The organism is Chitinophaga fulva, assembly GCF_012927205.1.
Classification (GTDB): Bacteria; Bacteroidota; Bacteroidia; order Chitinophagales; family Chitinophagaceae; genus Chitinophaga; species Chitinophaga fulva.
Genome location: NZ_JABBGC010000004.1, coordinates 781,608 through 806,504 on the forward strand (window position 1 = coordinate 781,608; position 24,897 = coordinate 806,504).

23 protein-coding genes are annotated in these 24,897 nt (G+C 50.3%); 9 read left to right on the forward strand and 14 right to left on the reverse strand.

Annotation, left to right across the window (positions count from 1 at the left end):
- Positions 1 to 23 precede the first annotated feature (23 nt).
- The 9 genes from HHL17_RS31570 to hemA all read right to left on the reverse strand — a co-directional run bounded on the left by HHL17_RS31570 (position 24) and on the right by hemA (position 9,099).
- Entirely contained in the window at positions 24 to 1,142 is a 1,119-nt protein-coding gene (locus HHL17_RS31570) for an efflux RND transporter periplasmic adaptor subunit (protein ID WP_169228793.1), read from the reverse strand.
- 146 nt (positions 1,143 to 1,288) lie between these two features.
- Positions 1,289 to 1,711, reverse strand: a complete 423-nt coding sequence (locus tag HHL17_RS31575; RefSeq protein ID WP_169228794.1) for a hypothetical protein — start codon at positions 1,709 to 1,711, stop codon at positions 1,289 to 1,291.
- Between the two features lie 143 nt (positions 1,712 to 1,854).
- On the reverse strand, positions 1,855 to 3,150 hold the full coding sequence (hemL, locus tag HHL17_RS31580) for a glutamate-1-semialdehyde 2,1-aminomutase (protein ID WP_169228795.1): 1,296 nt from the start codon (positions 3,148 to 3,150) through the stop codon (positions 1,855 to 1,857).
- Positions 3,151 to 3,206: 56 nt separating this feature from the next.
- Entirely contained in the window at positions 3,207 to 4,178 is a 972-nt protein-coding gene (gene hemB / locus HHL17_RS31585) for a porphobilinogen synthase (RefSeq protein WP_169228796.1), read from the reverse strand.
- A 43-nt stretch (positions 4,179 to 4,221) separates the two neighbouring features.
- The gene (gene hemF / locus HHL17_RS31590) at positions 4,222 to 5,196 is read right to left on the reverse strand and encodes an oxygen-dependent coproporphyrinogen oxidase (RefSeq protein WP_240976010.1); all 975 of its coding nucleotides are present in this window, start codon (positions 5,194 to 5,196) and stop codon (positions 4,222 to 4,224) included.
- Positions 5,156 to 6,184 (reverse strand): uroporphyrinogen decarboxylase, encoded by a 1,029-nt coding sequence (gene hemE / locus HHL17_RS31595; protein ID WP_169228797.1) that lies wholly within the window; start codon positions 6,182 to 6,184, stop codon positions 5,156 to 5,158. Before hemE ends, hemF begins: the two co-directional genes overlap by 41 nt.
- Complete coding sequence (locus tag HHL17_RS31600) at positions 6,181 to 6,930, reverse strand: uroporphyrinogen-III synthase (protein ID WP_169228798.1); 750 nt, start codon at positions 6,928 to 6,930, stop codon at positions 6,181 to 6,183. The genes hemE and HHL17_RS31600 overlap by 4 nt, the downstream gene beginning before the upstream one ends.
- The gene (gene hemC / locus HHL17_RS31605; protein ID WP_169228799.1) at positions 6,920 to 7,840 is read right to left on the reverse strand and encodes a hydroxymethylbilane synthase; all 921 of its coding nucleotides are present in this window, start codon (positions 7,838 to 7,840) and stop codon (positions 6,920 to 6,922) included. Before hemC ends, HHL17_RS31600 begins: the two co-directional genes overlap by 11 nt.
- Positions 7,841 to 7,845: 5 nt before the next feature.
- Entirely contained in the window at positions 7,846 to 9,099 is a 1,254-nt protein-coding gene (gene hemA, locus HHL17_RS31610) for a glutamyl-tRNA reductase (protein ID WP_169228800.1), read from the reverse strand.
- 296 nt (positions 9,100 to 9,395) lie between these two features.
- Between hemA and hemH the strand changes: the two genes are divergently transcribed.
- The 7 genes from hemH (at position 9,396) to HHL17_RS31645 (ending at position 17,623) form a co-directional block, all read left to right on the forward strand.
- On the forward strand, positions 9,396 to 10,439 hold the full coding sequence (gene hemH, locus HHL17_RS31615; RefSeq protein WP_169228801.1) for a ferrochelatase: 1,044 nt from the start codon (positions 9,396 to 9,398) through the stop codon (positions 10,437 to 10,439).
- Positions 10,440 to 10,450: 11 nt separating this feature from the next.
- Positions 10,451 to 11,800 (forward strand): protoporphyrinogen oxidase, encoded by a 1,350-nt coding sequence (gene hemG, locus HHL17_RS31620; RefSeq protein ID WP_169228802.1) that lies wholly within the window; start codon positions 10,451 to 10,453, stop codon positions 11,798 to 11,800.
- Between the two features lie 61 nt (positions 11,801 to 11,861).
- Positions 11,862 to 13,007 carry a Re/Si-specific NAD(P)(+) transhydrogenase subunit alpha gene (locus HHL17_RS31625; protein WP_169228803.1) on the forward strand — a complete coding sequence of 382 codons (1,146 nt, stop codon included), beginning with the start codon at positions 11,862 to 11,864 and terminating at the stop codon, positions 13,005 to 13,007.
- A gap of 38 nt (positions 13,008 to 13,045) precedes the next feature.
- The gene (locus tag HHL17_RS31630) at positions 13,046 to 13,357 is read left to right on the forward strand and encodes an NAD(P) transhydrogenase subunit alpha (RefSeq protein WP_169228804.1); all 312 of its coding nucleotides are present in this window, start codon (positions 13,046 to 13,048) and stop codon (positions 13,355 to 13,357) included.
- Between the two features lie 20 nt (positions 13,358 to 13,377).
- Positions 13,378 to 14,934 (forward strand): NAD(P)(+) transhydrogenase (Re/Si-specific) subunit beta, encoded by a 1,557-nt coding sequence (locus HHL17_RS31635; RefSeq protein WP_169228805.1) that lies wholly within the window; start codon positions 13,378 to 13,380, stop codon positions 14,932 to 14,934.
- Positions 14,935 to 15,035: 101 nt separating this feature from the next.
- Positions 15,036 to 16,439, forward strand: coding sequence for a methyltransferase RsmF C-terminal domain-like protein (locus tag HHL17_RS31640; RefSeq protein WP_169228806.1), 1,404 nt, complete (start codon positions 15,036 to 15,038; stop codon positions 16,437 to 16,439).
- A gap of 212 nt (positions 16,440 to 16,651) precedes the next feature.
- On the forward strand, positions 16,652 to 17,623 hold the full coding sequence (locus HHL17_RS31645; RefSeq protein ID WP_169228807.1) for a LysM peptidoglycan-binding domain-containing protein: 972 nt from the start codon (positions 16,652 to 16,654) through the stop codon (positions 17,621 to 17,623).
- Between the two features lie 84 nt (positions 17,624 to 17,707).
- Here HHL17_RS31645 and fmt read toward each other — a convergent pair whose 3' ends face one another.
- Both fmt and HHL17_RS31655 read right to left on the reverse strand, forming a co-directional pair.
- On the reverse strand, positions 17,708 to 18,634 hold the full coding sequence (gene fmt, locus HHL17_RS31650; RefSeq protein ID WP_240976011.1) for a methionyl-tRNA formyltransferase: 927 nt from the start codon (positions 18,632 to 18,634) through the stop codon (positions 17,708 to 17,710).
- A 20-nt stretch (positions 18,635 to 18,654) separates the two neighbouring features.
- Positions 18,655 to 19,827 (reverse strand): exo-beta-N-acetylmuramidase NamZ family protein, encoded by a 1,173-nt coding sequence (locus HHL17_RS31655; RefSeq protein ID WP_169228808.1) that lies wholly within the window; start codon positions 19,825 to 19,827, stop codon positions 18,655 to 18,657.
- 93 nt (positions 19,828 to 19,920) lie between these two features.
- Here HHL17_RS31655 and HHL17_RS31660 point away from each other — a divergent pair, with 93 nt between their 5' ends.
- Complete coding sequence (locus HHL17_RS31660) at positions 19,921 to 20,349, forward strand: FKBP-type peptidyl-prolyl cis-trans isomerase (protein ID WP_169228809.1); 429 nt, start codon at positions 19,921 to 19,923, stop codon at positions 20,347 to 20,349.
- Between the two features lie 68 nt (positions 20,350 to 20,417).
- Here HHL17_RS31660 and HHL17_RS31665 read toward each other — a convergent pair whose 3' ends face one another.
- Genes HHL17_RS31665 through metE form a run of 3 tightly spaced genes read right to left on the reverse strand, consistent with a single transcriptional unit; the run spans position 20,418 to position 23,350 of the window.
- Complete coding sequence (locus tag HHL17_RS31665; protein ID WP_169228810.1) at positions 20,418 to 20,810, reverse strand: acyl-CoA thioesterase; 393 nt, start codon at positions 20,808 to 20,810, stop codon at positions 20,418 to 20,420.
- Positions 20,811 to 20,818: 8 nt separating this feature from the next.
- Positions 20,819 to 21,028, reverse strand: coding sequence for a cysteine-rich CWC family protein (locus HHL17_RS31670; RefSeq protein ID WP_169228811.1), 210 nt, complete (start codon positions 21,026 to 21,028; stop codon positions 20,819 to 20,821).
- A gap of 33 nt (positions 21,029 to 21,061) precedes the next feature.
- A complete protein-coding gene (metE, locus tag HHL17_RS31675) occupies positions 21,062 to 23,350 on the reverse strand; it encodes a 5-methyltetrahydropteroyltriglutamate--homocysteine S-methyltransferase (RefSeq protein WP_169228812.1) in 2,289 nt (762 codons plus the stop codon).
- Between the two features lie 195 nt (positions 23,351 to 23,545).
- Here metE and pepT point away from each other — a divergent pair, with 195 nt between their 5' ends.
- A complete protein-coding gene (pepT, locus tag HHL17_RS31680) occupies positions 23,546 to 24,793 on the forward strand; it encodes a peptidase T (protein WP_169228813.1) in 1,248 nt (415 codons plus the stop codon).
- Positions 24,794 to 24,897: the final 104 nt, after the last annotated feature.

The window sequence follows — 24,897 nt, forward strand, 5'->3', positions numbered from 1 at the left end:
TTTCAGCTAATAAGCAGGGTGATTTATATTCTCAGCAGACTGTCCATCGGCACCGTGCGGGGGGCGATCTGTACGCCGTCGCGGATGTTGCGCACGCCTTCGCATACGATGCGTTCACCGGGTTTCAGACCGGATTTTACGATGTAGAAATGAGAGAACCGGGCCTGCGGAACGAAATTCCGCATCGTTACCTTGTTGGAGGCGTCTACCACGAAGACATAGTTTTTGTCTTGCATTTCAAACACCGCTTTTTGCGGGATGATGATAGCGCTGTCCATTTCTGTTGTGAGCCGCACTTTACCGCTGGCGCCATGTTTCAGGAGCTTGGCGGGATTGGAAAAGCGGGCGCGGAAAGCGATGGAACCGGTGTTCTCTTCAAATTCGCTTTCCATGGTTTCGATTTTGCCGACGTTCGGATAATCACTGCCATCAGCGAGTACCAGCTGTACCTGGTTGTAGCTGTTGTCGCCTTTGGCGATGGCTTTGCTGTATTGGAGATATTCTGTTTCAGATACGTTGAAATAAGCGTATACCTCACGGGTGTCTGACACGGTGGTCAGCAGGGCGCCTTCATTGATAAGGCTTCCTTTTTTCAGTGGTATACGGTCGATGATGCCATCGAAAGGCGCGCGGATACTGGTGTAGGAGAGGCGCATGGCGGCGTTGCTTTCTGCTGAGCGGGCTTCATCTATTTTAGCCTGGGCCGCAGCAAGGCGTGCCTTGGCCACTTCCAGCTCAGAAGCAGCAATGACTTTTTTCTCTACCAGCATTTTCACCCGTTCCAGCTCCAGCGAAGCTGATTTTGCTTCCGCTACCATGTTGCTGAGGACTGCTTTTGCTTTGGTCAGTTCTGCACTGTATTCCGCATCGTTGATGCCAAACAGCAGCTGTCCTTTTTTCACTTCCTGTCCTTCATCCACATAAATTTTATCCAGAAAACCACTCACGCGGGCACGTATTTCCACGTTCTGAACAGCTTGTATATCGGTAACATATGTACGGTGCAGTATAGTGTCCTTTACCATAAGACTGGTAACAGGCAACGATTTCAGTTCTTCGTTTCCGGTACTTTCTCCTTTGGTAATGCAGCCTGCCACGAACAACGCGAGCAGCGAAGCATAAATCCCTGTATTTTGACGCATAGATATAACAGTATTGTTTCCGGTGGAAGCCGGAAAGTTTAGTTCAACACATAGGAAGGCTCATTCCGCGTCAATAGCGGCGATGGTTGTCATCTCCCTAAAAAATAAAAAAAGAAAAACAGTAAAAAACGAAAGGAAACAGGTACTCAGAATGGAGTAAACCGGAAGAGGAAACTGTAGTAGGCGGGTAAAAAAGCCTTTTGCCGGCCATATTCGCCGGGCAAATTTTCTTTGATAAGACAATATTGAGAGAGGTTACCGCCCTCTATATAAGCCACACGGGTGGCGATACTGAACTGTTGGGAAGAAGCGCTGAGGTAGTACCGCGTTTTACGGCGGTGTTTGGTGGCATGTATACACTCGTGATCATCTTCGACATCATCTGCTTCCAGTTGAGGAGGCAGCTTGGCGGCGAGATCCTCCAGAGAATCTTCCAGGGCCGCCTGCCGGTGGATCTGTTCAAACAACAGGTGTTTGTGCGCTGCCAACGAGGGCAGCACGCTTGCTGTCAGCTGTGTTATCATCAGCAGACAAACAAACATCCAACGTTTGAGTATGTGTGACGGCATGCTCATCGGGGGCAAAAATAGTCCTATTTTTTGATATGCTTATTTGGTTATTTGATAATCGGTATGTTACCTTTTTGAAAACAGCATAAAAAAAGGGTTGGCGTAAGCCAACCCTCCCACTCTGCACAGGATTTAATTGTTAACTATTGTTTGATTGCCTGCATAGCGGCTTTGGCGGCCTGTATGGTGGCATCGAGTTCTTCTGTGGTCAGCGCGTTACACATAAACCAGCTTTCAAACGCTGATGGCGGCAGGTATACGCCGCGTTCGAGCATGGCATGGAAGAAGCGCCGGAATAATTCGTTATTGGCAGCGGAGGCGCTAGTGAAGTCAATAATCGGATATTCGGTAAAGTGTACGCTGAGCATAGAGCCCAGGGTATTGATCTGATAAACGCTGCCGGATGCGCCAAAAGCTTCCCGGAGGCCGTTGACCAGGTAATCGGCTTTCTCCTGCAGCTGCTGGTAGATCACCGGATTTTCATTCAGTGTTTGCAACAGCGTATAGCCGGCGATCATGGCGATAGGGTTACCGCTCAGGGTACCTGCCTGATATACTTTTCCGGCGGGCGCCAGGTTTTCCATGATAGCTTTGGGACCTGCCACGGCGCCTACAGGCATGCCGGCGCCAATGATTTTACCGAAAGTAACGAGATCAGCACGGATACCGAACAGTTCCTGTGCGCCACCACGGGCGAGGCGGAAGCCGGTCATCACTTCATCAAAAATGAGCAGGATACCGTTGGCATCGCAGAGCTGGCGCAGCCCTTCGAGGAAGCCCGGCTGGGGCAGGATACAGCCCATGTTACCAGCTACTGGTTCCACGATGATGGCAGCGATCTGCTCCGGATTATCGGCGATCAGCTGTTCTACCGCAGGAAGATTATTATAGGGTGCGGTCAGGGTGTCATCCGCAACGGTGGCGGTTACACCGGGAACGGACTGGATACCAAGCGTTGCCACGCCGCTGCCGGCGCTTACCAGGAATGCATCCGCATGTCCATGGTAGCAACCTTCAAATTTGATGAACTTATTGCGGCCGGTATAGCCACGGGCCAGCCGGAGGGCGGTCATACAGGCTTCGGTACCGGAGTTCACCATACGGACCATGTCGATATTGGGGACCATGCTCACAATGAGCTCCGCAATTTTTATTTCCAGTTCTGTAGGCGCGCCAAAGGAAGTGGAGAAGGCGGCATATTCCTGGATGGCTTTTACCACCGGTTCATAGGCGTGCCCGAGGATCATAGGGCCCCAGGAATTGATATAGTCAATATACCTGTTGCCGTCCACATCATACATGAAGGGACCCTGGGCGCGTTGCATGAATACCGGTACACCACCTACGCTTTTGAATGCACGCACGGGGGAGTTTACGCCGCCGGGGATGACCTCTTTGGCTTTCCCGAATAACATTTCACTTTTGCTGTAGCTGTACATGAAAGGAAACTGTTTTATTTAGTTATTTTTTTATTTTCTTATTGCAAGATACTGAATTAAGCATTCAGCAGTCTTACTGCGTCTTTAGCGAAATAAGTGGCGATCAGGTCGGCACCGGCACGTTTAATGCTGGTCATGCTTTCCAGGATAGCCTTGTTCTCGTCGAGCCAGCCGTTGGCTGCTGCTGCTTTGATCATGGCGTATTCGCCGCTTACATGATAAGCACTAACAGGAACGGTCGTACGGTCTTTGATGATGCGCATGATATCGAGGTAAGCCATGGCTGGTTTTACCATCACGATATCGGCGCCTTCTTCAATGTCCATCAGGGTTTCCTTGATAGCTTCGCGGGAATTGGCGTAGTCCATCTGATAGGTCTTTTTGTCGCCGAAGCCGGGAGCGGAGTCCAGCGCATCGCGGAAAGGACCGTAGAAGCAGGAGGCATATTTGGCGCTGTAGGCCATGATACCTGTTTTGTCGAAACCATTTTGTTCGAGGATATTGCGGATGGCAAGGATACGGCCGTCCATCATATCGCTGGGAGCTACGAAGTCGGCGCCGGCCTGTGCATGGCTGAGGCTCATGCGGGCCAGTACTTCCACGGTGGGGTCGTTCACGATTTCGATGCCATCCACAATGCCATCATGACCGTAGGAGGAGTAAGGGTCCAGCGCTACGTCTGTCATAACCACCATATCGGGAACAGCATCTTTGATGCCGCGGATAGCACGTTGCATTAATCCATTGGGATTAACCGCTTCGGTACCTTTGTTATCTTTAACGCTATCGGGTGCTTTCACAAAAAGCAATACACTTTTGATGCCGAGGCTCCATAATTCTTTGGCCTCTCTGATGGTGAGGTCCAGTGAATACCGGAAATAGCCGGGCATCGAGCTGATCTCTTCCTGCACATTTTCTCCTTCAGTTACAAACAGTGGGGCGATGAAATCGCTCGGCCGCAATATTGTTTCTGCTACCATTGCACGAATGGCAGGGGATACTCTCATGATTCTGTTTCTTCTGATCATCTTAGGTAAGTTTTTGTGTTTGTTATTTTGAGATGATAGTGGATCATCCGTTGTCCTGCATATTAATCCAGTCGCGCGGTTTCAGCCATTCCACCAGTTGTGCCTCCTGGCTTCCGGGCGCCGGATGGAAATCGTATTCCCAGCGGGCTACGGGCGGAAGGCTCATGAGGATGGACTCGGTACGGCCATTGGTTTTCAGTCCGAACAAAGTGCCGCGGTCGTGGATAAGATTGAATTCCACATAACGTCCACGTCTATACGCCTGCCAGCTTCTGTGAGCATCTGTATAGGGGATGTCTTTGGTTTTCTCCACAATGGGCAGGTATGCTTTCAGGAAAGCGTTGCCATTGGCTTTGGAGAAGGCGAAGAGGTCTTCGGCTGTTTTTTCCGCATTGGGACGGAGGTAATCGTAAAAGATACCGCCGATGCCGCGGGCTTCGTTATTGCGGTGTTTATTTACGAAATACTCATCGCAATGTTGTTTGTATTTTGGGTAGAGGTCTGTGCCAAAGGCATCGCAGGCCTCTTTGAAAGTGCGGTGGAAGTGGCTGCCGTCTTTCTCTTCGAGATAGTACGGCGTGAGGTCGGCGCCGCCGCCAAACCAGCTGTCTTTCAGTTGTCCTTCGTGGTCGTATAATTCGAAGTAGCGGAAGTTGGCGTGTACGGTGGGCACGAACGGGTTGAGCGGATGGATCACCAGGGAGATGCCGCAGGCCATGAACTTGCTGTTGCTGACACCAAACTGTTGCGCCATTACTTCGGGCAGGTCGCCATGTACCACGGAGGTGCTGACGCCGCCTTTTTCAAACACGTTGCCATCGGCGATCACGCGGGAGCGGCCGCCACCGCCGCCGGGGCGTTCCCAGTGGTCTTCCCGGAAGGTGGCTTTGCCATCTATTTTTTCAAAGGCGCTGCAAATTTCATCCTGCAGGTCCCGTATAAAGGCGATGAATTCGTTTTTGATGCTCATGGTATGTTTAGCCGTGTGCTTTAACAGTTTCAACAAATGCTTTGGCATGATCTACCGGTACATTAGGCAGGATGCCGTGGCCGAGGTTGGCGATATAACGCTGGCGGCCGAAGCCTTTCAGCATTTCCTTCACTGATTTTTCAATTTCAGGGATGGGCGCCAGCAGTTTAGCCGGATCGAAATTGCCCTGCAGGGTGATGTTGCTGCCGGCAAACTGGCGCGCCAGTTCCGGTTTGATGCACCAGTCGATGCCGAGGCCATGGGCGCCGGTGGCAGCCATGTCTTCGAGCGCGAACCAGGCGCCTTTGGCAAATACGATGGTCGGGCAAACATCTTTCATCGCTGCTACGATCTGGCGGATGTATTGCAGGGAGAACACTTCAAAGTCCTGCGGACTGAGCAGGCCACCCCAGGAATCGAATACCTGTACAGTGTCTGCACCGGCAGCTACCTGTGCTTTCAGGTAGGCGATGGAAGTATCGGTGATCATCTGCAGCAGCTGATGCGCTACGGCAGGTTGCTGATAGCAGAAGGCTTTGGCTTCATCAAAGGTTTTGGAGCCTTTGCCTTGTACCATATAACAGAGCAATGTCCATGGAGCGCCGGCGAAACCGATCAGCGGCACGCGGCCGGCGAGGGTTTGTTTGGTAAGCTTCAGGGCATCGAATACATAATGCAGTCTTTCGTGTACATCGGGAACGCATAAACGTTGAAGGTCTTGTGCGCTTTTTACCGGTTGTGGCAGCAGGGGGCCTACTTTCTCTACCAGCTGTACTTCCATGCCCATTGCCTGCGGCACCACGAGGATGTCGGAGAAAATAATGGCGGCGTCAACACCTACCTGGTCCACCGGCATCACGGTGATTTCAGTGGCCAGTTCAGGATTTTCGCAGCGTTCAAAGAAGCTATATTTATCACGCAGTTTGATATAATCCGGTAAATAGCGGCCTGCCTGACGCATCATCCATACGGGTGTGCGGGAAACAGTTTCGCCTCTAAGGGCCTTCAGCAATAAATCATTCTTCAATGCGCTCATTCGTAGCAATTAATGTTGTTAAAGTAAAATATAGCTGTTTTCACCATGTAGTCTTCCCCGGTAGCGGGCGACATGATGATTTTGTTATCGGTATATTCCCTCAGCAGGGTGGCGGTTGTTCTGCCAATCGCAAAACAAACGGTTTTCAGCGGCAGCCTGTTGGCGGAAAAGTAGCTTTTTACCGCGCTGGGACTGAAAAACAGGATGCCATCGTATTCATCGGCCACCAAGGTGGGGGTGGGGATGTTTTCGTAGATCACATATTCGTTGACTGTGATGCCTGCATCCCGTAGGCTTCGCGGCAATTCATCCCTGCGCTGGTTGCCACAGAAGAAATGTACTTCGTTTATATTGCCCAGTGCAATGATAGCGGCTGCAAGGTCTTTGCCATAGGAGGCTTCAGCCAGTATTTTATTATTGGGCAGTTTTTGTTGAAGCAGTTTTTTTGTGTTGCCGTCTATACAACAAATGGGATTGGCGATGATATAAAAAGTAGCGTACTGATGAAGGTAGTATTTTGTGAAAACCCTTACAGCATGTGCGCTGGTAAAGACAAGCGGTGTATCGGTGTCATGACCGAATATGCGCATCATATTTTCATCGCCCAGCAGGTCATTGTTGATCAGCGGTTTTATCTGGATAAAATCCTGTACATCAATAGCAATGCCCTGTTCACCCGCTTCGGTGATCAGGTTGCCAGACAAGGGCCTGGTACACAGTACACGGTATTTGGCATTATCGGGCATTTCTGATTTCAGCTACTACTTCAGCGCCACCCTGGGCCATGATTTCTTCCGCTGCGGATCGGCCCAGGTGTTGTGCCTGTTCCAGCGGTACTTCGCGGCTGATGCTGAAGAACCGGGAGCCATCGAGGCTGCATAGTTCTCCGCTGAAGTGTACGGTATTGTTATGTATATGAGCGTACGCGCTGATAGGGGTGGTGCATCCGCCCATCAGGGTACGCAGGAATTCGCGTTCAATATGAGTGGCCAGGGCTGTTTCCGCATCATTAAAGGCGGCACAGGCTTCGCGGCAGAGCGTATCATCTTCGCGGCATACGGCCACTACAGCGCCTTGTGCGGGAGCTGGCAGCATCCAGTCGAGATCGATGGAGTTGGAAGGGCGTACGTTGATCCGTTCCAGTCCGGCCACAGCGAAGATGGCGCCGTCCCAGTTTTCAGCTGCAAGTTTTTGCAGGCGGGTGTTGACGTTGCCACGCAGGTTGTGCAGCTGGTGTTGCGGGTATTTCCGCAGCCACTGTGCTTTGCGGCGTACGCTGCTGGTGGCGATGTTGGCCACATAGTCCGGCTGATCGAGGAAAGACGTATCGTTTTTATATACCAGCAGATCTTTTACCGGTCCGCGCTTTAATACGGCTGCCTGTATGATTTGTTGCGGTAGCTGTGTGGGCACATCTTTGAAAGAATGAACAGCAATGTCGATGCGGTTGTTCAATAGTGCCAGGTCGAGGCTTTTGGTGAAGATGCCCTGTACACCGATTTCGTACAGTGGTGTAACGAGATCGATATCGCCTTCGCTTTTGATGGGCACCAGCGTTGTTTTATAGCCCTGTGCAGTGAGCAGGTCATTAACCTGGTGAGCCTGCCATAAGGCCAGCTGGCTTTCTCTTGTGCCTATCCTGATAATTTTGTCCATGATGATTAGTCCTGCTTGACGCCTGTCTCAAAAATATCGTTGATCATGGCGATATACAGGTCGCTTTTGTCGGTTTCCTTGCGGACCTTGCCTGCCATGAGATTGATCATTTTCTGAATAATACGGGAAGATACTTGTTCCATGTCTTCCACTTTATAACCGGAGCCGTTTTTCTGTTGTTGTATTTCGCGGGTATGTATCTCCTGCAGTTTGTCTTTTACCGCTTTGAGTACAACGGCATGTTTGCGCATTTTGTACCAGTACAGGAATTCCGCCATATGCTCCTCGATAATGGAGAGGGCCTTGGGAACTTCACCCAGCCTGTTTTGCAGGGTTTCGTCCTGTACTTTCGACAGCTCGTCGACGTTGATCAGGGAGACATGTTCCAGATCGCCTACGGCTGATTCCACGTTGAAAGGAATGGAGAGGTCGACGATCAGTTTTGGAGAAGACTGATGGAAATGGGATGCCAGTACGGTCGGTTCGGGAGCGTTGGAGGCAACGAGCACCACATCGGCAGCCTGCATTTCAGCGACCATATTTTCATAGGGCGCGTAACGCAGTCCGTGTTGATCGGCAAAATCAGCCGCCACCTGAAGGGTGCGGTTGATGAGGGTTACCTCTTTTACGCCGAGGTATTCTATCATGTTCTTGCAGGTGTTACGGCCTATTTTGCCTACACCTACCAGCACAATTTTTTTATCACGGATGTCCGGGCACCGGCGTTCGAGCAGGCGTACCGTAGCGAATGCCACTGATACGGTGCCTTTGCTAAGGCCGGTTTCCGTCTTGATCAGTTTGGAGACTTGTAATACGCTGTTGACCAGCCTTTCGAGGAAACTGCCGAGGCATTGATGTGCTTTAGCAAATCTGGCAGCAATGCGTATCTGGCCGACAATCTCATAATCACCAAGGATCTGGGAATCAAGGCCGGTGCCTACCTGGTACAGATGACGAATGGCTTCTTCACCGGATTTGATGTACGCCAGTTCTTCCAGCTGTACACGATCGCCGTTTGTTTCGCGGGACAACAGATTTAACAGATCGCCAGGTGTATTGGCGAACCCGTATATCTCGGTTCTGTTACAAGTGGAGAGTACAAAGAGATCATCTAATTGCACAGTCCTGGCATGCTCCAGGAGTTGTTGGTATTGGGCCTGATTAATGGCGTATAATCCCCTGATAGCAGCGTCTGTTTTCTTATAGTTGATCCCAACGATATGAAAATTTGCTATTTCTTTTGAGTGACTGACCTGCATGTTCTTGAATAAGCTTCCGGCTGCAAAAATACTTGGATACGCCGCAAACAAAGGGTTTAGGCTGTCATTAGTGTGTCATTTCTCCTACTGGTGTTCAGTACGATGAAAAAATGATTTTTATCAGGTTTTGCATGCTTCGGGTACTGTGGCGGATGGAGGCACGAATATACGAAAAATACCACCGTATTCATTACAAACACATGACATTTGAGCCGGGAGCATGGCTTACAGGCCCCTTTCTGAAAAAGCATTTTGTGTGGATTTGTTATTTACTTTTGCAGCAATTTATAAAGCACATGGTATCTAAATCTGAAGTTGGCATTATTCTGATGAACCTGGGGTCGCCCGATAGCACGGCAGTTCCTGATGTAAAACGTTATCTGCTGGAGTTTCTGATGGACAAGCGTGTGATTGATTATCCATGGCTGTTCCGTAAAATACTGATAGAAGGGATCATTGTTCCGCGCCGTGCTGAGAAGTCTGCCGAAGCTTATTCCTCTATCTGGTGGGAAGATGGTTCTCCGTTGATCGTACTGACAAAACAATTACAGGCGGCTGTGCAGCATGATATGGACGTGCCGGTGGAAATAGCGATGCGTTACGGTAATCCGCATCCGGAAGTAGCGTTTGACAATCTGCTGAAAAAGAACCCGCAACTGAAAGAGGTGATCGTGTTGCCTTTATATCCGCATTATGCCATGTCTTCTTATGAAACAGCGGCGGAGTATGCGAAAGAAATCTACAAAAAGAAAAAATACAAGTTCAGACTCTCGATCATTCCTCCTTTCTATGATGAGCCTGCCTACATCGATGCCGTAGCAGAGAGTATGCGCCCATTCCTGCAACAGCAGCATGATTATGTGCTGTTCAGCTACCACGGCGTACCGGAACGGCATATCCACAAAGGCGATGTTACGGGTCATCATTGTATGAAGGTAACAGACTGCTGTCATGTGAAATCGGCGGCGCATCAGTATTGTTACCGGCACCAGGTGACGATTACGGCGGAACTGGTAGCCGCTAAACTGGGCCTGCCCCGCGAAAAATGGGGTATCTCTTTCCAGTCGCGCCTGGGCAGGGAAGAATGGCTGAAACCTTATACAGCCGGTCTATTGGAGACATTGCCTAAAGAAGGAAAGAAAAAGCTGCTGGTAGTATGCCCGGCATTTGTATCTGACTGCCTGGAAACACTGGAAGAAATTGCAGTAGAAGGAAAACATTCGTTCATGAACAATGGTGGCGACAGTTTTACTATGATCCCCTGTCTGAATGTACATCCGATGTGGGTCAATGCTATCGTTAAGTACTGCAACCAGATCATGCAAGCGGAAACCGTATAATCTTGTTCCATATGCCACAGAAACCCGTTTTGATCATCGGGGCCGGTATTTCCGGCCTGAGCATCGCCTATGAGCTGCAAAAAAGAGGCATACCTTATCAGGTGCTGGAAGCAGCCGGTCATAGCGGCGGTGTGATACAGTCATTCAACAAGGAAGGTTTTGAACTGGACGCCGGTCCGAATACCATTGCCGCTACGCCGGAAACGATGGCGTTCCTGCAGGAAATCGGGCTGGAGCAGGAGATACTGCCTGCCGCCGCTGCCAGTAAGAACCGCTTTCTGGTGAGAAACAACCGGTTGCATGCTGTGTCGCCTCACCCGTTCAAGATCATGGGTTCTGATTATATCAGCCGCGGCAGCAAATGGCGCCTGTTTACCGAACGTTTCCGTAAACCCGCACCGGTACAAGGGGAAGAGACGGTGACGCATTTTGTGGAGCGCCGGTTCAACAAAGAAATAGCCGATTATTTATTCGACCCGATATTATCCGGTATTTATGCCGGTAACCCCGACCTGATGAGCATTGGCGAGGTATTGCCCGCTTTGCCGCGCTGGGAAAGGGAGTATGGCAGCGTCACCAAAGGCCTTATGAAAGAAAAGGGCGTGATGGCGGGCCGTAAGATCATCAGTCTGGCTGGTGGCAATCAAACGCTGACCAGGCGCTTGCAGGAAAAGTTGCAAACACCGGTACGTTTTCAGTGTACCGTAAAAAATATAGTAGTTTCCGCCGTTGGCGGTTACCAGGTGATAACCGAAGAGCAGGGCCGTGAGGCCGTGCTGGAAGCAGACCGTATCATCCTGACTACGCCGGCTTATACCGCCGGGCGGCAGCTCGCGGGGCTGGACGAGGGACTGGCCGCTTTGCTGCAACAGGTGTATTATCCACGTATGGGCGTACTGCATTTGGGTTTCGATGCCAAAGCCCTGCCTCAACCACTGGAAGGCTTTGGTTTCCTCGTGCCGCATGCAGAAAAACTGCATTTCCTCGGGGCTATCTGCAATTCAGCCATCTTCCCTCATAAAGCACCAGACGGAAAGTTACTGCTGACCGTATTTACCGGTGGTTCCCGCCAGGAGCATTATTTCGATGAGCTGGGAACGGCGCAGCTCCAGGAAACCGTGATCAAAGAAATCCGTTCCCTGCTGGGGCTGACGGCTGCTCCTGTGATGCAGCATTTCAGTTTTATACAAAAGGCGATCCCGCAACTGAATATCGGACATGCAAAGTTGCGCAGTGCCGTTGCTGCTATGGAGCATAATTATCCCGGCATATTGCTGCGGAGCAATTTTGTGCAGGGAGTGGCTTTACCTGCACTGATACAGCATGCCGCATCGCTGGCAGATAAGCTGAAGAAAAATTAATCAATGATTGTTTCGTAGTTGCCGTTTTTTTTGTTTAAATTCCATTATAAACTTCCACCAGATGATTGCAGGAATTTTAAAAGAAAACAATGGCGAAAGCCGGGTGTCCCTCACGCCTGAAATCGTGAAACAGCTGCAGCAGATGTCGGTAACCGTGTGGGTGGAGCAGGGTGCCGGCGCACAGGCTTTCTATAACGATGACGCCTATATGCAGGCGGGTGCGCAGATTAAAACTGCCGCGGACATTCTTTCCCAATCTGATATCATTTTTACACTACAGCCACCCCCACGAGAGCTGGCGGCGCAGATACCCGCCGGGAAGGTGATCCTGGGCGTATTACAGCCGCTCTTCCGTCCTGAAGAGGTGGAGTTTTGGGCCACCCAACAGATTACGGCACTGAGCCTCGATGCCATTCCCCGCACCACCAGGGCGCAGGTGATGGACGTGCTTAGTTCCCAGGCCAATATTGCCGGGTACAAAGCGGTGCTGCTGGCAGCGTATACCTATTCCCGTTATTTCCCCATGTTTATGACGGCCGCGGGCAGTATTGCACCGGCCAAAGTGCTGATACTGGGTGCCGGTGTGGCCGGTCTCCAGGCCATTGCCACCGCCAGAAGGCTGGGTGCCGTGGTAGAAGTGTTTGACACCCGCCCCGCGGTAAAAGAAGAGGTGATGAGCCTTGGCGCCCGCTTCGTGGAAGTGGACGGCGCCGCTGATGCCTCTGCTGCCGGTGGTTATGCGGTAGAACAAAGTGAAGACTATCAACAGAAACAACAGGCTAAAATCGCCGAAAGTATTGCCAAGGCAGATATAGTGATCACCACCGCCCAGATACCAGGTAAAAAAGCGCCGGTGCTGGTCACACAACCTATGCTGGACCAGATGCGCAGCGGCGCTGTTATTGTAGACATGGCTGCCGCTACCGGTGGTAACACCGCCCTTACCAGGAACAATGAAACGGTGCTCTATCAAGGTGTCACCATCATCGGAGATTCCAACCTTGCCGCCTCCATGCCGGCAGATGCCAGCAAACTATACGCTAAAAACGTTTTCAACTTTCTGAAACTCATATTGACCAAAGAGGGAAACCTGCAGTTGAATTTTGAGGATGACATTGTGCGGGGCGCCTGCATCACCCACAACGGTGAAATCGTTCATGAGCGCCTGAAAAGCGCGAAACCGGCCACCAGCAGCGTACAAGGCTGATGACACCGGACTGTACCGACTAATCAAATACCGCAAGCATGGAACATATTCTATCTTTTTTTCAACAACATATAGAGCTGATCTATATCGTGATCCTCTCCATTTTCCTCGGAGTGGAGGTGATTTCACGGGTGCCTTCCGTATTGCACACGCCGCTGATGAGCGGCGCTAACGCTATTCACGGAGTGGTGATCATCGGTGCGATCATCGTGATGGGTCAGGCGGAGAAAGACAATTATCTCGCACTGGTTCTGGGCTTCCTGGCGGTAATTCTGGGTACGGTCAATGTGGTAGGCGGTTTTGTGGTAACAGACCGTATGCTGGAGATGTTCAAAAAGAAAAAGAAATAACGGTTTAAAGCGCAATGTTTATGGGACTCAGTGTACTATCCATCATCTACCTGATCGGCTCTGTTACGTTTATCCTTGGCCTGAAAATGCTCAGTAAGCCGGATACTGCCCGCAAAGGCAATCTGGTGGCGGCAGCCGGTATGGCGCTCGCTATTGTGGGCACTATCTTTCTCTACAAATCTGAAGGAAAACATCTGCATAACTACGGCTGGATAGCTGCCGGCCTCCTGATAGGCAGCATCATCGGTGTAATGGCTGCCAAAAAAGTAAAGATGACGGCCATGCCCGAAATGGTGAGCATGTTCAACGGTATGGGAGGCGCCTGCGCTGCCCTGATATCGGTAGTGGAGTTTGATCATCTGGTACATTCCCGCTTTGATGCCCGGGAGGTAATTACTTCAGCCGGGGAACAGGTGATGGCGCAGCTGCAAGTGCTCCTTCAGTCCGGGGGAGGCGAGGTCAATAATTTGTCCGTAAACCTTAACCCTGATGTGCGCGGGCATTTACTGATTATCCTGTTAGGATTGATCATTGGCGCTGTTTCCTTTGCCGGCAGCGTGGTGGCCTGGGGAAAACTCAATGGCCGTATTCGTGATTTTGCTTTCAAAGGACAACATATCGTAAACCTGGTGGTCATGGCAATTGTGGTGATAGGTGCTGCAGTGATGGTGTTAACCGTTAATCAGCATGTGGAAGCGATGCTGAAACCTGATGCTGATCATTCACAGCTTAGCTTTCAATTATTGTTTTATCTCATACTGGTTTGTGCCCTGATATATGGCATCCTGTTCGTACTGCCGATTGGTGGTGCGGATATGCCGGTGGTGATATCCCTGCTCAACTCATTTACAGGTGTAGCCGCAGCCTGTGGCGGTTTCCTGTACAACAACCCGGTGATGCTCACTGGTGGTATCCTGGTGGGATCTGCGGGCACTATCCTGACTATTCTGATGTGCCAGGCAATGAACCGCTCCCTGAAAAATGTGCTGATCGGTTCTTTTGGCGGTGGTGGCGCCGCAGCGGCGGCAGGTGGCAAGGAACAGGGCAGCTACAAGGAAATCAGTTTGTCTGATGCGGCAGTGGTGATGGCGTATGCCAGCAAAGTGATGATCGTTCCGGGTTATGGCCTCGCCGTGGCGCAGGCACAGCATGCTTGTCATGAGTTGGAAAAACTATTGGAAGATAAAGGGGTGGTGGTGAAATATGCTATCCATCCGGTGGCGGGCCGTATGCCCGGCCATATGAACGTGCTATTGGCGGAGGCAGACGTGCCGTATGAGAAACTGTTGGAGATGGAAGACGCCAACGCTGAAATGCCTACTACCGATGCTGTACTGGTACTGGGGGCCAATGATGTCGTTAACCCTGCCGCTAAAAACGATCCTGCCAGCCCTATTTACGGAATGCCTATTCTGGAAGTGGAAAATGCAAAGCTGGTGATCGTGAATAAACGTAGTATGAAACCTGGTTACGCAGGCATCGAAAACGAGCTGTTTTTTCAACCAAAAACATCCATGCTGTTTGGTGATGCCAAACAGGTATTGCAACAGCTGGTGGCAGAAATCAAACAAGTGTAATGCACTGATACGGATTACGGATTTTGGGGAAGTGGAAAGCACCGGAGGCTCCAAAATTCGTAATTCGTAATTGTAAATCGTAATTTTGCGGAAAAAGAGCATTGTCCAATCAATTACCCGCAGCACTGATTGCTTCTCTGGAAGGCCTTCCCGGTTTTGACCGGGCGCCGTTTGAGCAGGTGCATGCCGCCGCAGAGAAAATCACTTCCCTGAGATTTAATCCACTGAAAGTACGTACTGCGGAAACGCAGGAAAGTATCCTGTCTGCCTTGTCAGCCAGCAATGCTACGCAGATACCCTGGAGCAGTGCCGGGTACTATCTGTCCCAACGCCCTTCTTTTACGTTCGACCCTTACTTTCATGCAGGTGCGTATTATGTGCAGGAGGCCTCTTCCATGTTTCTCGAACATGCGGTGCGGGCAACAGTTGATCTCAACCAGCCGTTGAAGGTACTGGACCTCTGTGCTGCGCCGGGTGGTAAATCTACGTTGCTGCAATCGTTGCTCAATGAACAAAGCATGCTGGTGGCCAATGAGGTGATCAAGCCAAGAGCTGCTTTGCTGGCTGATAATCTCAGCAAATGGGGTGCGGCCAATGTGGTGGTGAGCAATAACGACCCGCGGGATTTCAGCCGGCTGCCAGGGTATTTTGATTTGATCGTGATTGATGCGCCCTGTTCGGGTTCCGGTCTTTTCCGCCGTGATCCTGAGCTGATACCGGAATGGTCCCCTGAAAATGTGGCGCTCTGCAGCCAGCGCCAGCAGCGGATTTTAGCCGATGTGTTACCCGCCCTGAAGGAAGACGGGATACTCATCTATTCTACCTGTTCCTTTTCAAAAGAAGAAGATGAAGTGATACTGGACTGGCTGGCCGATCATTTTGAACTGGAGAATGTTCCGCTGAATGTGCCGGAAGAATGGCAGATCATACCAACGGTAACGGACAAACGAAATTGTACCGGTTATCGTTTTTACCCTAACCGTTTGAAAGGGGAAGGCTTTTTTATCAGCTGTTTCCGCAAGCGGGACATGGCCCACACGGCAAAACGCAAAGAGACAAAAATGGGTGTTGTCAGCGCTAAGGAGCGCGAGTTATTGTCTTCCTGGATACGGTTGCCCGAAGGCTATAGTTATCTGCCTCATCAGGATGAAATGTTGATTTTATCACCCATGGTGGCAACAGAAATCGCATTCTTGCAACAACAGTTGTATATTCGCAAAGCGGGCGTTAAAGCCGGTCAGCCGGGAAAGAAGGAATTGATCCCGGACCACCAGCTGGCCATGAGCCCTATGGTGGCGGCTGAAGTGCCGGTAGTGGACCTGGAACTGAAAGCGGCGTTGCAATACCTCCGCAAGGAAGATCCGGGCATCGATACACCTGTCAGAGGCTGGGCGTTGATGCGTTATGGTCAGATGCCCCTGGGATGGGCTAAAATACTGCCCAACCGCATGAACAATTATTATCCTAAGGAACTCCGTATTTTGAAAGATATCAGCGGGCTATAAAAAATACCCGCGCTATTTGTTCCCACTGTTACATATTTGTGAAATAGGCTGCCAACAAGTGTTTGCAGGTGTGAAACGATCATAATCGGCACATCATGACAAACAACAAAAAGCATGTTTTTTCGTTTGTTTTATTAAATATTTTTGTCAATTTTATCGCATATATTCGTTGCCCGAAAAAGGACGGTCATTCAATCATAAAAAGAGTTAGTATGGTAAAATCGATTCTATCAATTGCCTTGTTTGGTTTAAGTGCAGGAGTGGTAAAAGCGCAGGACACACTGCTGGTACAGGGTACCACACCGGCTCTTTACATCTCTCACGTTGTTAAAAAAGGAGAGAACTTCTATAGCCTCAGCCGTGCTTATGGCGTGCCCCCCAAAGAAATTGCTGCGGCCAACAAGATAACGATGGATCAGGGTTTGCAGTTAGGACATCAGCTGCATATCCCGCTGACAGCTTCCAATTTCTCCCAGAAAGCGGATGCCAGCGGAACACCGGTGTATCACAAAGTTTCCGAGAAGGAAACTTTATACCGCGTGAGTGTTAACCACAACAAAGTACCCCTGGACAACATCCGCCAATGGAACAACTTCCAGGGCGATGGTCTGAAAAAAGATGGTTACGTTATTGTAGGCTACCTGAAAGGCGGTGGCGGCGCTACTGCCTCCACACCGGCACCGGCCCCACGCAAGGAAGTGGTGAAAAACGAACCGAAGGAACAAGCTCCTCCGGCGGAACCCGTAACACCTCCTGCTACAGAAGCTCCCCGCAAAGAAGTAAAGAAAGAACCGGAAGCACGCCCGGTAACAGATGCGCCGGAAACAGCGCCTGCACCTGCTCCTAAACCGGCAGCACCGGTAGTGGCTAACGGCGACTTCGAAAAGCTGTATGAACAGCAGACCAGCGGCGGTAAAAAAGCTACAACGGAAAAAGGCCCCGGCACCTGGTTTAAGAGCAATGCGGTAGGTAAATACTACGCACTGCACAACTCCGCGGCACGTGGTACTATTATCAAAGTAACCAACCCGCTGAATGGTAAAGCAATCTACGCGAAAGTGCTGGACGTTATCCCGCAGATGAAATCCAACGCCGGCCTCATCGTGAAATTGAGCGATGGCGCTATGCAGGCACTGGGCACTACTGACGCCCGTTTCTACTGCGAACTGAGCTACGATAATTAATCGTCGGAAACAATACCGGGTATAAAACGAAAAGAGCGGGATATCATATCCCGCTCTTTTCGTTTTATTGTACATCGGTAGGTATCAGAAACGATAACCCCGCAGGAAAGCGGCGATATCCATGCGTTTCTTGCCTTCCAGCTGTATCTCATCGAGATAAAGGTATCCATCCGGTGCTGCGATGCGCACATATGTTTTCTGGTCTGTATCAAATTCACCGGGAGCAATGGAAGGTGTTCCCTGTTCTTTGTGCGCTTTGTATATCTTCATGCTTTTATCCTGAAGCGTGGTCCAGGCTGCAGGATAGGGACTGAGGCCCCTCACAAGATTATATATTTTATCCAGCGGGTCCTGCCAGTTGATCTGACAGGTTTCCTTGAATATTTTAGGCGCGTGTTTGATATCGGCGGCGGCAATATTGGCCTGTGGCGTTTCTTTGGCGGTACCGGCGGCGATGGACTGTACTGTTTTCAACAGCAGGCGGGCGCCGGTATGCATCAGTTCATCGTGGAGCTCACCGGCTGTTTCATCATCACGGATCACTACCTTATCTGCGAGCAGAATATCACCGGTATCAATTTCGTGTTGCAGTTTGAATGTGGTAACACCGGATTCTTTTTCTCCGTTGATGATCGCCCAGTTGATCGGTGCCGCACCGCGATAGTTGGGCAACAGCGAAGCATGTACGTTGATGGTGCCTTCGGGGGGCATATTCCAGACTATTTCCGGCAGCATACGGAAAGCTACCACCACCTGCAGATCTGCTTTGAGAGCGGTCAGCTGTGCAATGAACTCCGGGTTTTTCAGTTTCTCCGGTTGTAATACCGGTAAACCTTTGCTGACAGCATATTTTTTGACGGCGCTCTCCTGCATCTGCAGGCCCCTGCCTGCAGGTTTGTCGGGCGCTGTGATCACACCAACGATATTAAATCCATTCTCTACCAGTATATCGAGGGATGCTACTGCAAAATCAGGCGTCCCCATAAAAACGATGCGAAGCTGTTTGTCCATATGACGCAAAAGTAAATGAATTATTCCTCGTACAGCAGGTATTTTGCGCGGATAGCTTTAAACTGCCGCAGTCCTGGTTCCCAGCTCTTGCGGATGTCGGCTTCTGACAAACCATTTTTGATTTGCTGCTGTAATTGTGCATTGCCCGCCAGTTTATTGAAGAAGGCGTTGAAGAATTTATCCTTTTGAGGATACAGTGCATACGCCTGTAACAGCCATTTCAGCGCTATCTTACGGCCTTTCGCAGGCGTGGCCTCCGGGGCTTTGCTCAGGTCAAATCCGTAGCACAGCTGATCTTTCAGCGGTGGATTTTTAGCGCCGGCTACGCTGCGGGGCGTAAAGGAAAATCCTTTCTTCGGGAACAGCGGGGAGCCAAACAGCTGGAAAGGCTTGTCGGTGCCGCGTCCCAGACTGATGGGCGTACCTTCAAAGAAACAAAGCGCGGTGTAAAGATTAACCGCCGCCATATCAGGCAGATTAGGAGATGGCGCGATAGGAAGGCTGTAATAGGTGTGATGGGTATAGTTTTCGCAGGGGATGACGGTTAATTTGCATTTGACACCTTTGCTGAGCCAGCCTTCGCCATTGAGCATTTGCGCGTATTCACCTACGGTCATGCCGTGTACAATGGGAATAGGCTGCATGCCTACGAAAGAGCGGAAAGCGGTGTCCAGTATTGGTCCATCTACATAGTCGCCATTGGGATTGGGCCTGTCGAGTACAATGATGGGTTTATTGTTTTCTGCGGCGGACTCCATCAGTTCCTGCAGGGAGGAGATGTAGGTATAGAAACGGGCGCCTACATCCTGTACGTCAAAGATGAGCACATCTACATCCTGAAGGTCTGCTGCAGTGGCTTTGCGGTGCTGGCCATACAGAGACACTACAGGCAGTCCTGTATTCTTATCGGTGCTGTTGCCTACTTTTTCGCCGGCATCGGCCTGGCCGCGGAAACCATGTTCCGGACTGAAGATTTTGGCGATGTGTACCTGCAGTTTCAGCAGGGTGTCTACCAGGTGCGTGGTGCCGATGGTAGCGGTTTGATTCACGAGTAGGGCCACCCGCTTGTTTTTCAGCAGTGGCAGGTACTGATTGGTTTGTGCTGCTCCCGGTATAACATGGGAGGCATACTGTGCCTGTGCAGAGGTGAACAGGCTGCATAAAAGCGTGCAGATGATTAATAGACGGTTCATGGCCTTAAGATACGGTATGGCAGTGAGAAAAATTGAGGAGATATAGTCCGTTTTAGTATCTTGCGCATATTATTCACTATAAACAACTAATTTATGCAAGCTGTTAAAAACGGGGATACTGTGAAAGTGCACTACCAGGGCCGTTTGACCGACGGGACCATGTTTGATTCCTCAGAGGGCAGAGCACCGCTGGAATTCAAAGTAGGTGCACACATGGTGATCAAAGGTTTTGAGAACGGTGTACTGGATATGAAGCCGGGCGAGAAGAAAACAATCCATATCCCTGTTGATCAGGCATATGGTCCGAAGAATGATGAAATGATCATGGAGTTCCCTAAAGCAAATATTCCTCCTGACCTGAACCCTGAAGTGGGCATGGAACTGCAGATGAGCAATCCTGAAGGCCATGTGTTCCAGGTGAGAGTAGCTGCTGTTGGTTCTGAGTTTATCACCCTGGATGCTAACCACCCGCTGGCTGGTCAGGACCTGGTGTTCGATCTGGAACTGGTGGAAATCGTTTAAGATATTTGAATATTTGGTTATTGGACCATTTACATATTAAATAGCCCAATAACCAAATGACTAAATTTTTAAGCCGGTACTTTAATAGGTATCGGCTTTTTATTTTCATCAATTGCCACGAAGGTGAAAATACCGCTGATCGCATGTTCCCGGTGCTCAAGGTACATTTGCTCCACATAGATGTCCACCCTTACTTTCAGGCTGGTGTTACCCACATGAATGACGGTGCCTACCAATTCAATGATGGTGCCGTGCGGAATAGGTTTTTTGAAATCGATCCTGTCTGATGATACGGTGACGGTGCGCATTTTCGTGAAACGGGTAGCGGTGATAAAGGCCACTTCGTCCATAAGATGCATGGCGGTGCCGCCGAAAAGCGTGTCGTAATGGTTTACCGTGTTAGGAAATACCGCTTTGAAAATTCGTGTAACGGATTTCTCGATCTGTTCTTCGTATGCCATGATATGATTTATAGTGGAGCGTTAGGCTGTTGTTGTAATACAGCCTTTAGTTCGCGTAAACAATTTTCGCAGAGGCAGCCCTGGTATTTTTCACTTATTCTGAAACGTTCTTCCAGTGTGAGTGGTACATCGCTGCACTGGCAGCGATGAATACTGTTGACCCGGCATTCAAAAGTCCGGTTGCAGCGAGGGCAGGAGACGATTTCATGTTTCAGCATGTACCAAATGTACGAAATGCTGAAGGAATGAAATCACGCCAGCTGCTTCCTCACTTCACGGGCCGCCTGTACCATATTCCGCAGCGACATTTCCGTTTCCGGCCACTTTCTTGTCTTGAGGCCACAGTCGGGGTTTACCCAGAGGTTGCGCACCGGCAGCAGTGTGGCCGCTCTGTGTAGCAGCTTGCCCATTTCTGCTACGCCCGGCACACGGGGAGAGTGGATATCGTATACGCCCGGACCCGTTTCATTCGGGTAGCTGAAGCGCGCAAAAGCTTCCAGCAGCTCCATCTGGGAGCGTGATGTTTCCATCGTGATCACATCTGCGTCCATGGCGGCAATATGTGCGATGATGTCATTGAATTCTGCATAACACATATGCGTATGTATCTGCGTGGTGTCCTGCACAGGCGCTACGGACAAGCGGAAGGCGTCGACAGCCTGCCGGAGGTACGCGTCCTGCTTGCTTTTACGCAGGGGCAGCCCTTCGCGGAGTGCCGGTTCATCTACCTGGATAACAGTAATACCAGCGTCTTCCAGGTCTTTTACTTCATCCCGGATAGCTAGCGCTATCTGAAACGCAGTATCCATGCGGGGTTGATCATTTCTCACAAAAGACCACTGTAAAATGGTGACCGGACCGGTAAGCATGCCTTTGACAGGCTTGTTGGTGAGCGATTGTGCAAACTGGCTCCAGGCAACGGTCATCGGCTGCGGGCGCCATACATCGCCGTAAATGACAGGTGGCTTCACACAACGGGAACCGTAGCTTTGCACCCATCCGTTTTGCGTAAAAGCAAAACCTTCCAGCTGTTCTCCGAAATATTCCACCATGTCATTGCGCTCAAACTCGCCATGCACCAACACATCGAGGCCAAGTGATTCCTGCCAGGAGATAGCCTCGCGGATAGCGGCGCTGATGTCCTGATCGTATTGCGCTGGGGTGATTTGCCCCTTTTTGAGATGGGAACGCAATTGCCGTATTTCTACCGTTTGTGGGAAAGAACCGATGGTAGTGGTAGGCAGTAGTGGTAGCTGCAGCTTCGCTTGTTGCAGGGGCTGACGTTCGGTAAAACTATGCTGACGGGAAAAGTCGTCGGCTGTAACGGCTGCCAGTCGCGCTTTTACGGCCGGTACATGAATGCCGGGCGCTGATTTGCGTTGTTCCATCACCTGCTGGTTGACTGCCAGCAACGTGGTGTCTCCGACAGTAATTTGTTTCAGGGAGATGACTTCTTCCACTTTCTGCCGGGCAAAAGCCATCCATTGTTTGATGTCGGCATTAAGAGCTGTTTCATCGTCAAGGTTGTATGGCACATGCAGCAGTGAGCAGGAAGTGCCCAGCATCAGGCGTTCCCGGCCGATAGCCTGTACTGCCTGGTGGATCAGCGACATTGAGGTGGTGTAATCATTTTTCCAGATGTTGCGGCCGTCCACTACGCCCAGCGATAATTGTATGTTTTCTGGCAGGGCGTTCAGTACAGTGTTCAGTTGTTCCGGAGCACGAACAAGATCGATATGCAACGCGTCCACCGGTAGCTGCAAAGCCAGGTCGGTATTGTCTTCCAGGGCACCAAAGTAAGTGGTGAGCAGGAGTTTCAGATTTGGAAATGCGTCACGGATAGCGGTATATGCCAGTTGATACAATATTTTATCAGCGGGTTCCAGATCGGTCACCAGGCAAGGCTCGTCCAGCTGTACCCAGTCGGCGCCAGCGTCGCGGAGTGCGGCCAGCAATTCCAGGTAGGCGGGCAACAACTGTTGTAACAGGGCTGCACGGGTTACACCGGCTGTTTTTATTTTGCCACAGAGGATATAGGTGACAGGCCCTATCAGCACAGGTTTGGTGCGAATGCCCTGTTGCAGTGCTTCTGTGAATTCCTGGACGCTCTTGCGTGATTGCAGGCTGTAAGCCTGACTGGCATCAAATTCAGGTACCAGGTAATGATAGTTGGTGTCAAACCATTTGGTCATTTCCACCGCGGTGAGATCGAAGCCATTTTTCTGGTAACCCCTTGCCATGGCGAAGTACAGCTCGAGGCAGTTGGGGTTGGCGAAAGAGCGGCGCAGCTCCTGGAAACGCGCGGGTATCACTCCCAGTGCCATGCTCATGTCGAGCATCTGATCATAAAAAGAGAAGTCGTTGGAGGGGATCAGGTCTATGCCTGCCTGATGAAGGGTTTCCCAGTGTTCTTTTCGTAGAAGCCTGGCCGTTAGCTCCAGCTTCTCCAGGGAAATTTTACCTGCCCAATAGTTTTCACAGGCTTTCTTCAGTTCTCGCTGGCTGCCTATTCTGGGGTAGCCTGGAATGTTGGTAATCATATACAGGATGGTTTTTGTTACCAGCAAACCTATTATTATTGTATGTTTGTTTTATGAAGAATAAAAAAATTGGTGTTTTGTATAAGGATTTTATCCTTTTGTAGAATATTTTACTGAAACAGCTATTGTGAGAGATGGTAAAACAGAAAATTTTACGGCAAAAGGGTACACCGGTTTTTTCCTTACGTTTGCAATATGTTTACAAATTATTCATACACTGTTGATACGCGCTTTATTCGTTACGCGCAAATAGATACACAATCCGATCCGCAAAGCACCAGCTTTCCGACCACTGAAAAGCAGAAAGACCTGTCCCGCCTGCTGGTAAAGGAATTACATGAAATGGGCATCACAGATGCGGAACTGGATGAACATGGTTACGTATATGCCACTATTCCGGCCAATACCGACAAACAAGTGCCGGTTATCTGTTTCTGTTCCCATGTGGACACTTCTCCTGACAGTAGCGGCACAGGTGTAAAACCTATTGTGCATCGTGCTTATGATGGTGGTGATATCGTATTGCCTGATGACAGCAGCGTGGTGATCAGTCCGCGTGAACATCCTTACCTGGCCTCCAAAAAGGGAGATGATATCATCACTGCCAGCGGTACTACTTTACTGGGTGCAGATGATAAAGCCGGTGTAGCGGAGATCATGGACGCTGCCAATTTCCTGATGACACATCCGGAAATAAAGCATGGCGCTATCCGTATCCTGTTCACGCCTGATGAAGAAGTGGGTCGCGGTGTGGAAAAGGTAGACATGAAAAAACTTGCCGCTCAATTTGGTTATACCATGGATGGCGGTGAACTGGGTTCGTTGGAAGATGAGAACTTCTCCGCCGATGGCGCCCGTATTACGGTATATGGCGTGAGTGCCCATCCCGGTTCAGCGAAAGACAAACTGGTGAGCGCTATTAAGATTGCCAGCGAGATCGTGGATGCGCTGCCGAAAGACAGTCTTTCTCCTGAAACAACAGAAGACAGGGAAGGATTCATCCATCCGGTACGTATAAGCGGCACCGTGGAAAAAACAGAAATCGACTTTATTATCCGTGACTTCGCTACCTCCAATCTGGAATCACATGAGGCTTTCCTGCGCCGTCAGATGGAGAAAGTGCTGGAGCGTTATCCCGATGCCCGTGCGAGACTGAAAGTCACCGAACAATATCGCAATATGAAAGAGGTGCTGGACCTGCATCCGGAGGTAACAGCCCATGCAGCGGAAGCTATCCGCCGCGCCGGCGTGCAGCCGCTGAAAATGAGCATCCGTGGCGGTACCGACGGTTCCCGCCTGTCCTTCATGGGATTGCCATGCCCCAATATTTTTACCGGTGAAATGGCCCTCCACAGCAAACAGGAATACGTCAGCATCCAGGATATGCAGAAAGCGGTGCAGACAATTGTATATCTGGCACAAGTTTGGGAGGAAAAGGCCTGATCAATTACAAATGATGGGTTACGAATGATGCATGACAACGTCTCCATTTGTCATTCGTAATTCTTAATTCGTAATTATTTTACTATTTTAACCGTTAATAGAAG

Bases quoted from the DNA above. Each gene is read 5' to 3' on its own strand.
- metE (WP_169228812.1), bottom strand. From the start codon at position 23,350: ATGATTACCAACATTCCAGGCTACCCCAGAATAGGCAGCCAGCGAGAA.
- HHL17_RS31655 (WP_169228808.1), bottom strand. From the start codon at position 19,827: ATGAACCGTCTATTAATCATCTGCACGCTTTTATGCAGCCTGTTCACC.
- HHL17_RS31630 (WP_169228804.1), top strand. From the start codon at position 13,046: ATGGAACATATTCTATCTTTTTTTCAACAACATATAGAGCTGATCTAT.
- hemH (WP_169228801.1), top strand. From the start codon at position 9,396: ATGGTATCTAAATCTGAAGTTGGCATTATTCTGATGAACCTGGGGTCG.
- hemG (WP_169228802.1), top strand. From the start codon at position 10,451: ATGCCACAGAAACCCGTTTTGATCATCGGGGCCGGTATTTCCGGCCTG.
- HHL17_RS31600 (WP_169228798.1), bottom strand. From the start codon at position 6,930: ATGCCCGATAATGCCAAATACCGTGTACTGTGTACCAGGCCCTTGTCT.
- HHL17_RS31670 (WP_169228811.1), bottom strand. From the start codon at position 21,028: ATGCTGAAACATGAAATCGTCTCCTGCCCTCGCTGCAACCGGACTTTT.
- HHL17_RS31660 (WP_169228809.1), top strand. From the start codon at position 19,921: ATGCAAGCTGTTAAAAACGGGGATACTGTGAAAGTGCACTACCAGGGC.
- HHL17_RS31625 (WP_169228803.1), top strand. From the start codon at position 11,862: ATGATTGCAGGAATTTTAAAAGAAAACAATGGCGAAAGCCGGGTGTCC.
- hemB (WP_169228796.1), bottom strand. From the start codon at position 4,178: ATGATCAGAAGAAACAGAATCATGAGAGTATCCCCTGCCATTCGTGCA.
- HHL17_RS31570 (WP_169228793.1), bottom strand. From the start codon at position 1,142: ATGCGTCAAAATACAGGGATTTATGCTTCGCTGCTCGCGTTGTTCGTG.
- HHL17_RS31575 (WP_169228794.1), bottom strand. From the start codon at position 1,711: ATGCCGTCACACATACTCAAACGTTGGATGTTTGTTTGTCTGCTGATG.
- hemA (WP_169228800.1), bottom strand. From the start codon at position 9,099: ATGCAGGTCAGTCACTCAAAAGAAATAGCAAATTTTCATATCGTTGGG.
- fmt (WP_240976011.1), bottom strand. From the start codon at position 18,634: ATGGACAAACAGCTTCGCATCGTTTTTATGGGGACGCCTGATTTTGCA.
- HHL17_RS31635 (WP_169228805.1), top strand. From the start codon at position 13,378: ATGGGACTCAGTGTACTATCCATCATCTACCTGATCGGCTCTGTTACG.
- hemF (WP_240976010.1), bottom strand. From the start codon at position 5,196: ATGCCAAAGCATTTGTTGAAACTGTTAAAGCACACGGCTAAACATACC.
- HHL17_RS31645 (WP_169228807.1), top strand. From the start codon at position 16,652: ATGGTAAAATCGATTCTATCAATTGCCTTGTTTGGTTTAAGTGCAGGA.
- pepT (WP_169228813.1), top strand. From the start codon at position 23,546: ATGTTTACAAATTATTCATACACTGTTGATACGCGCTTTATTCGTTAC.
- HHL17_RS31665 (WP_169228810.1), bottom strand. From the start codon at position 20,810: ATGGCATACGAAGAACAGATCGAGAAATCCGTTACACGAATTTTCAAA.
- hemC (WP_169228799.1), bottom strand. From the start codon at position 7,840: ATGGACAAAATTATCAGGATAGGCACAAGAGAAAGCCAGCTGGCCTTA.
- hemE (WP_169228797.1), bottom strand. From the start codon at position 6,184: ATGAGCGCATTGAAGAATGATTTATTGCTGAAGGCCCTTAGAGGCGAA.
- hemL (WP_169228795.1), bottom strand. From the start codon at position 3,150: ATGTACAGCTACAGCAAAAGTGAAATGTTATTCGGGAAAGCCAAAGAG.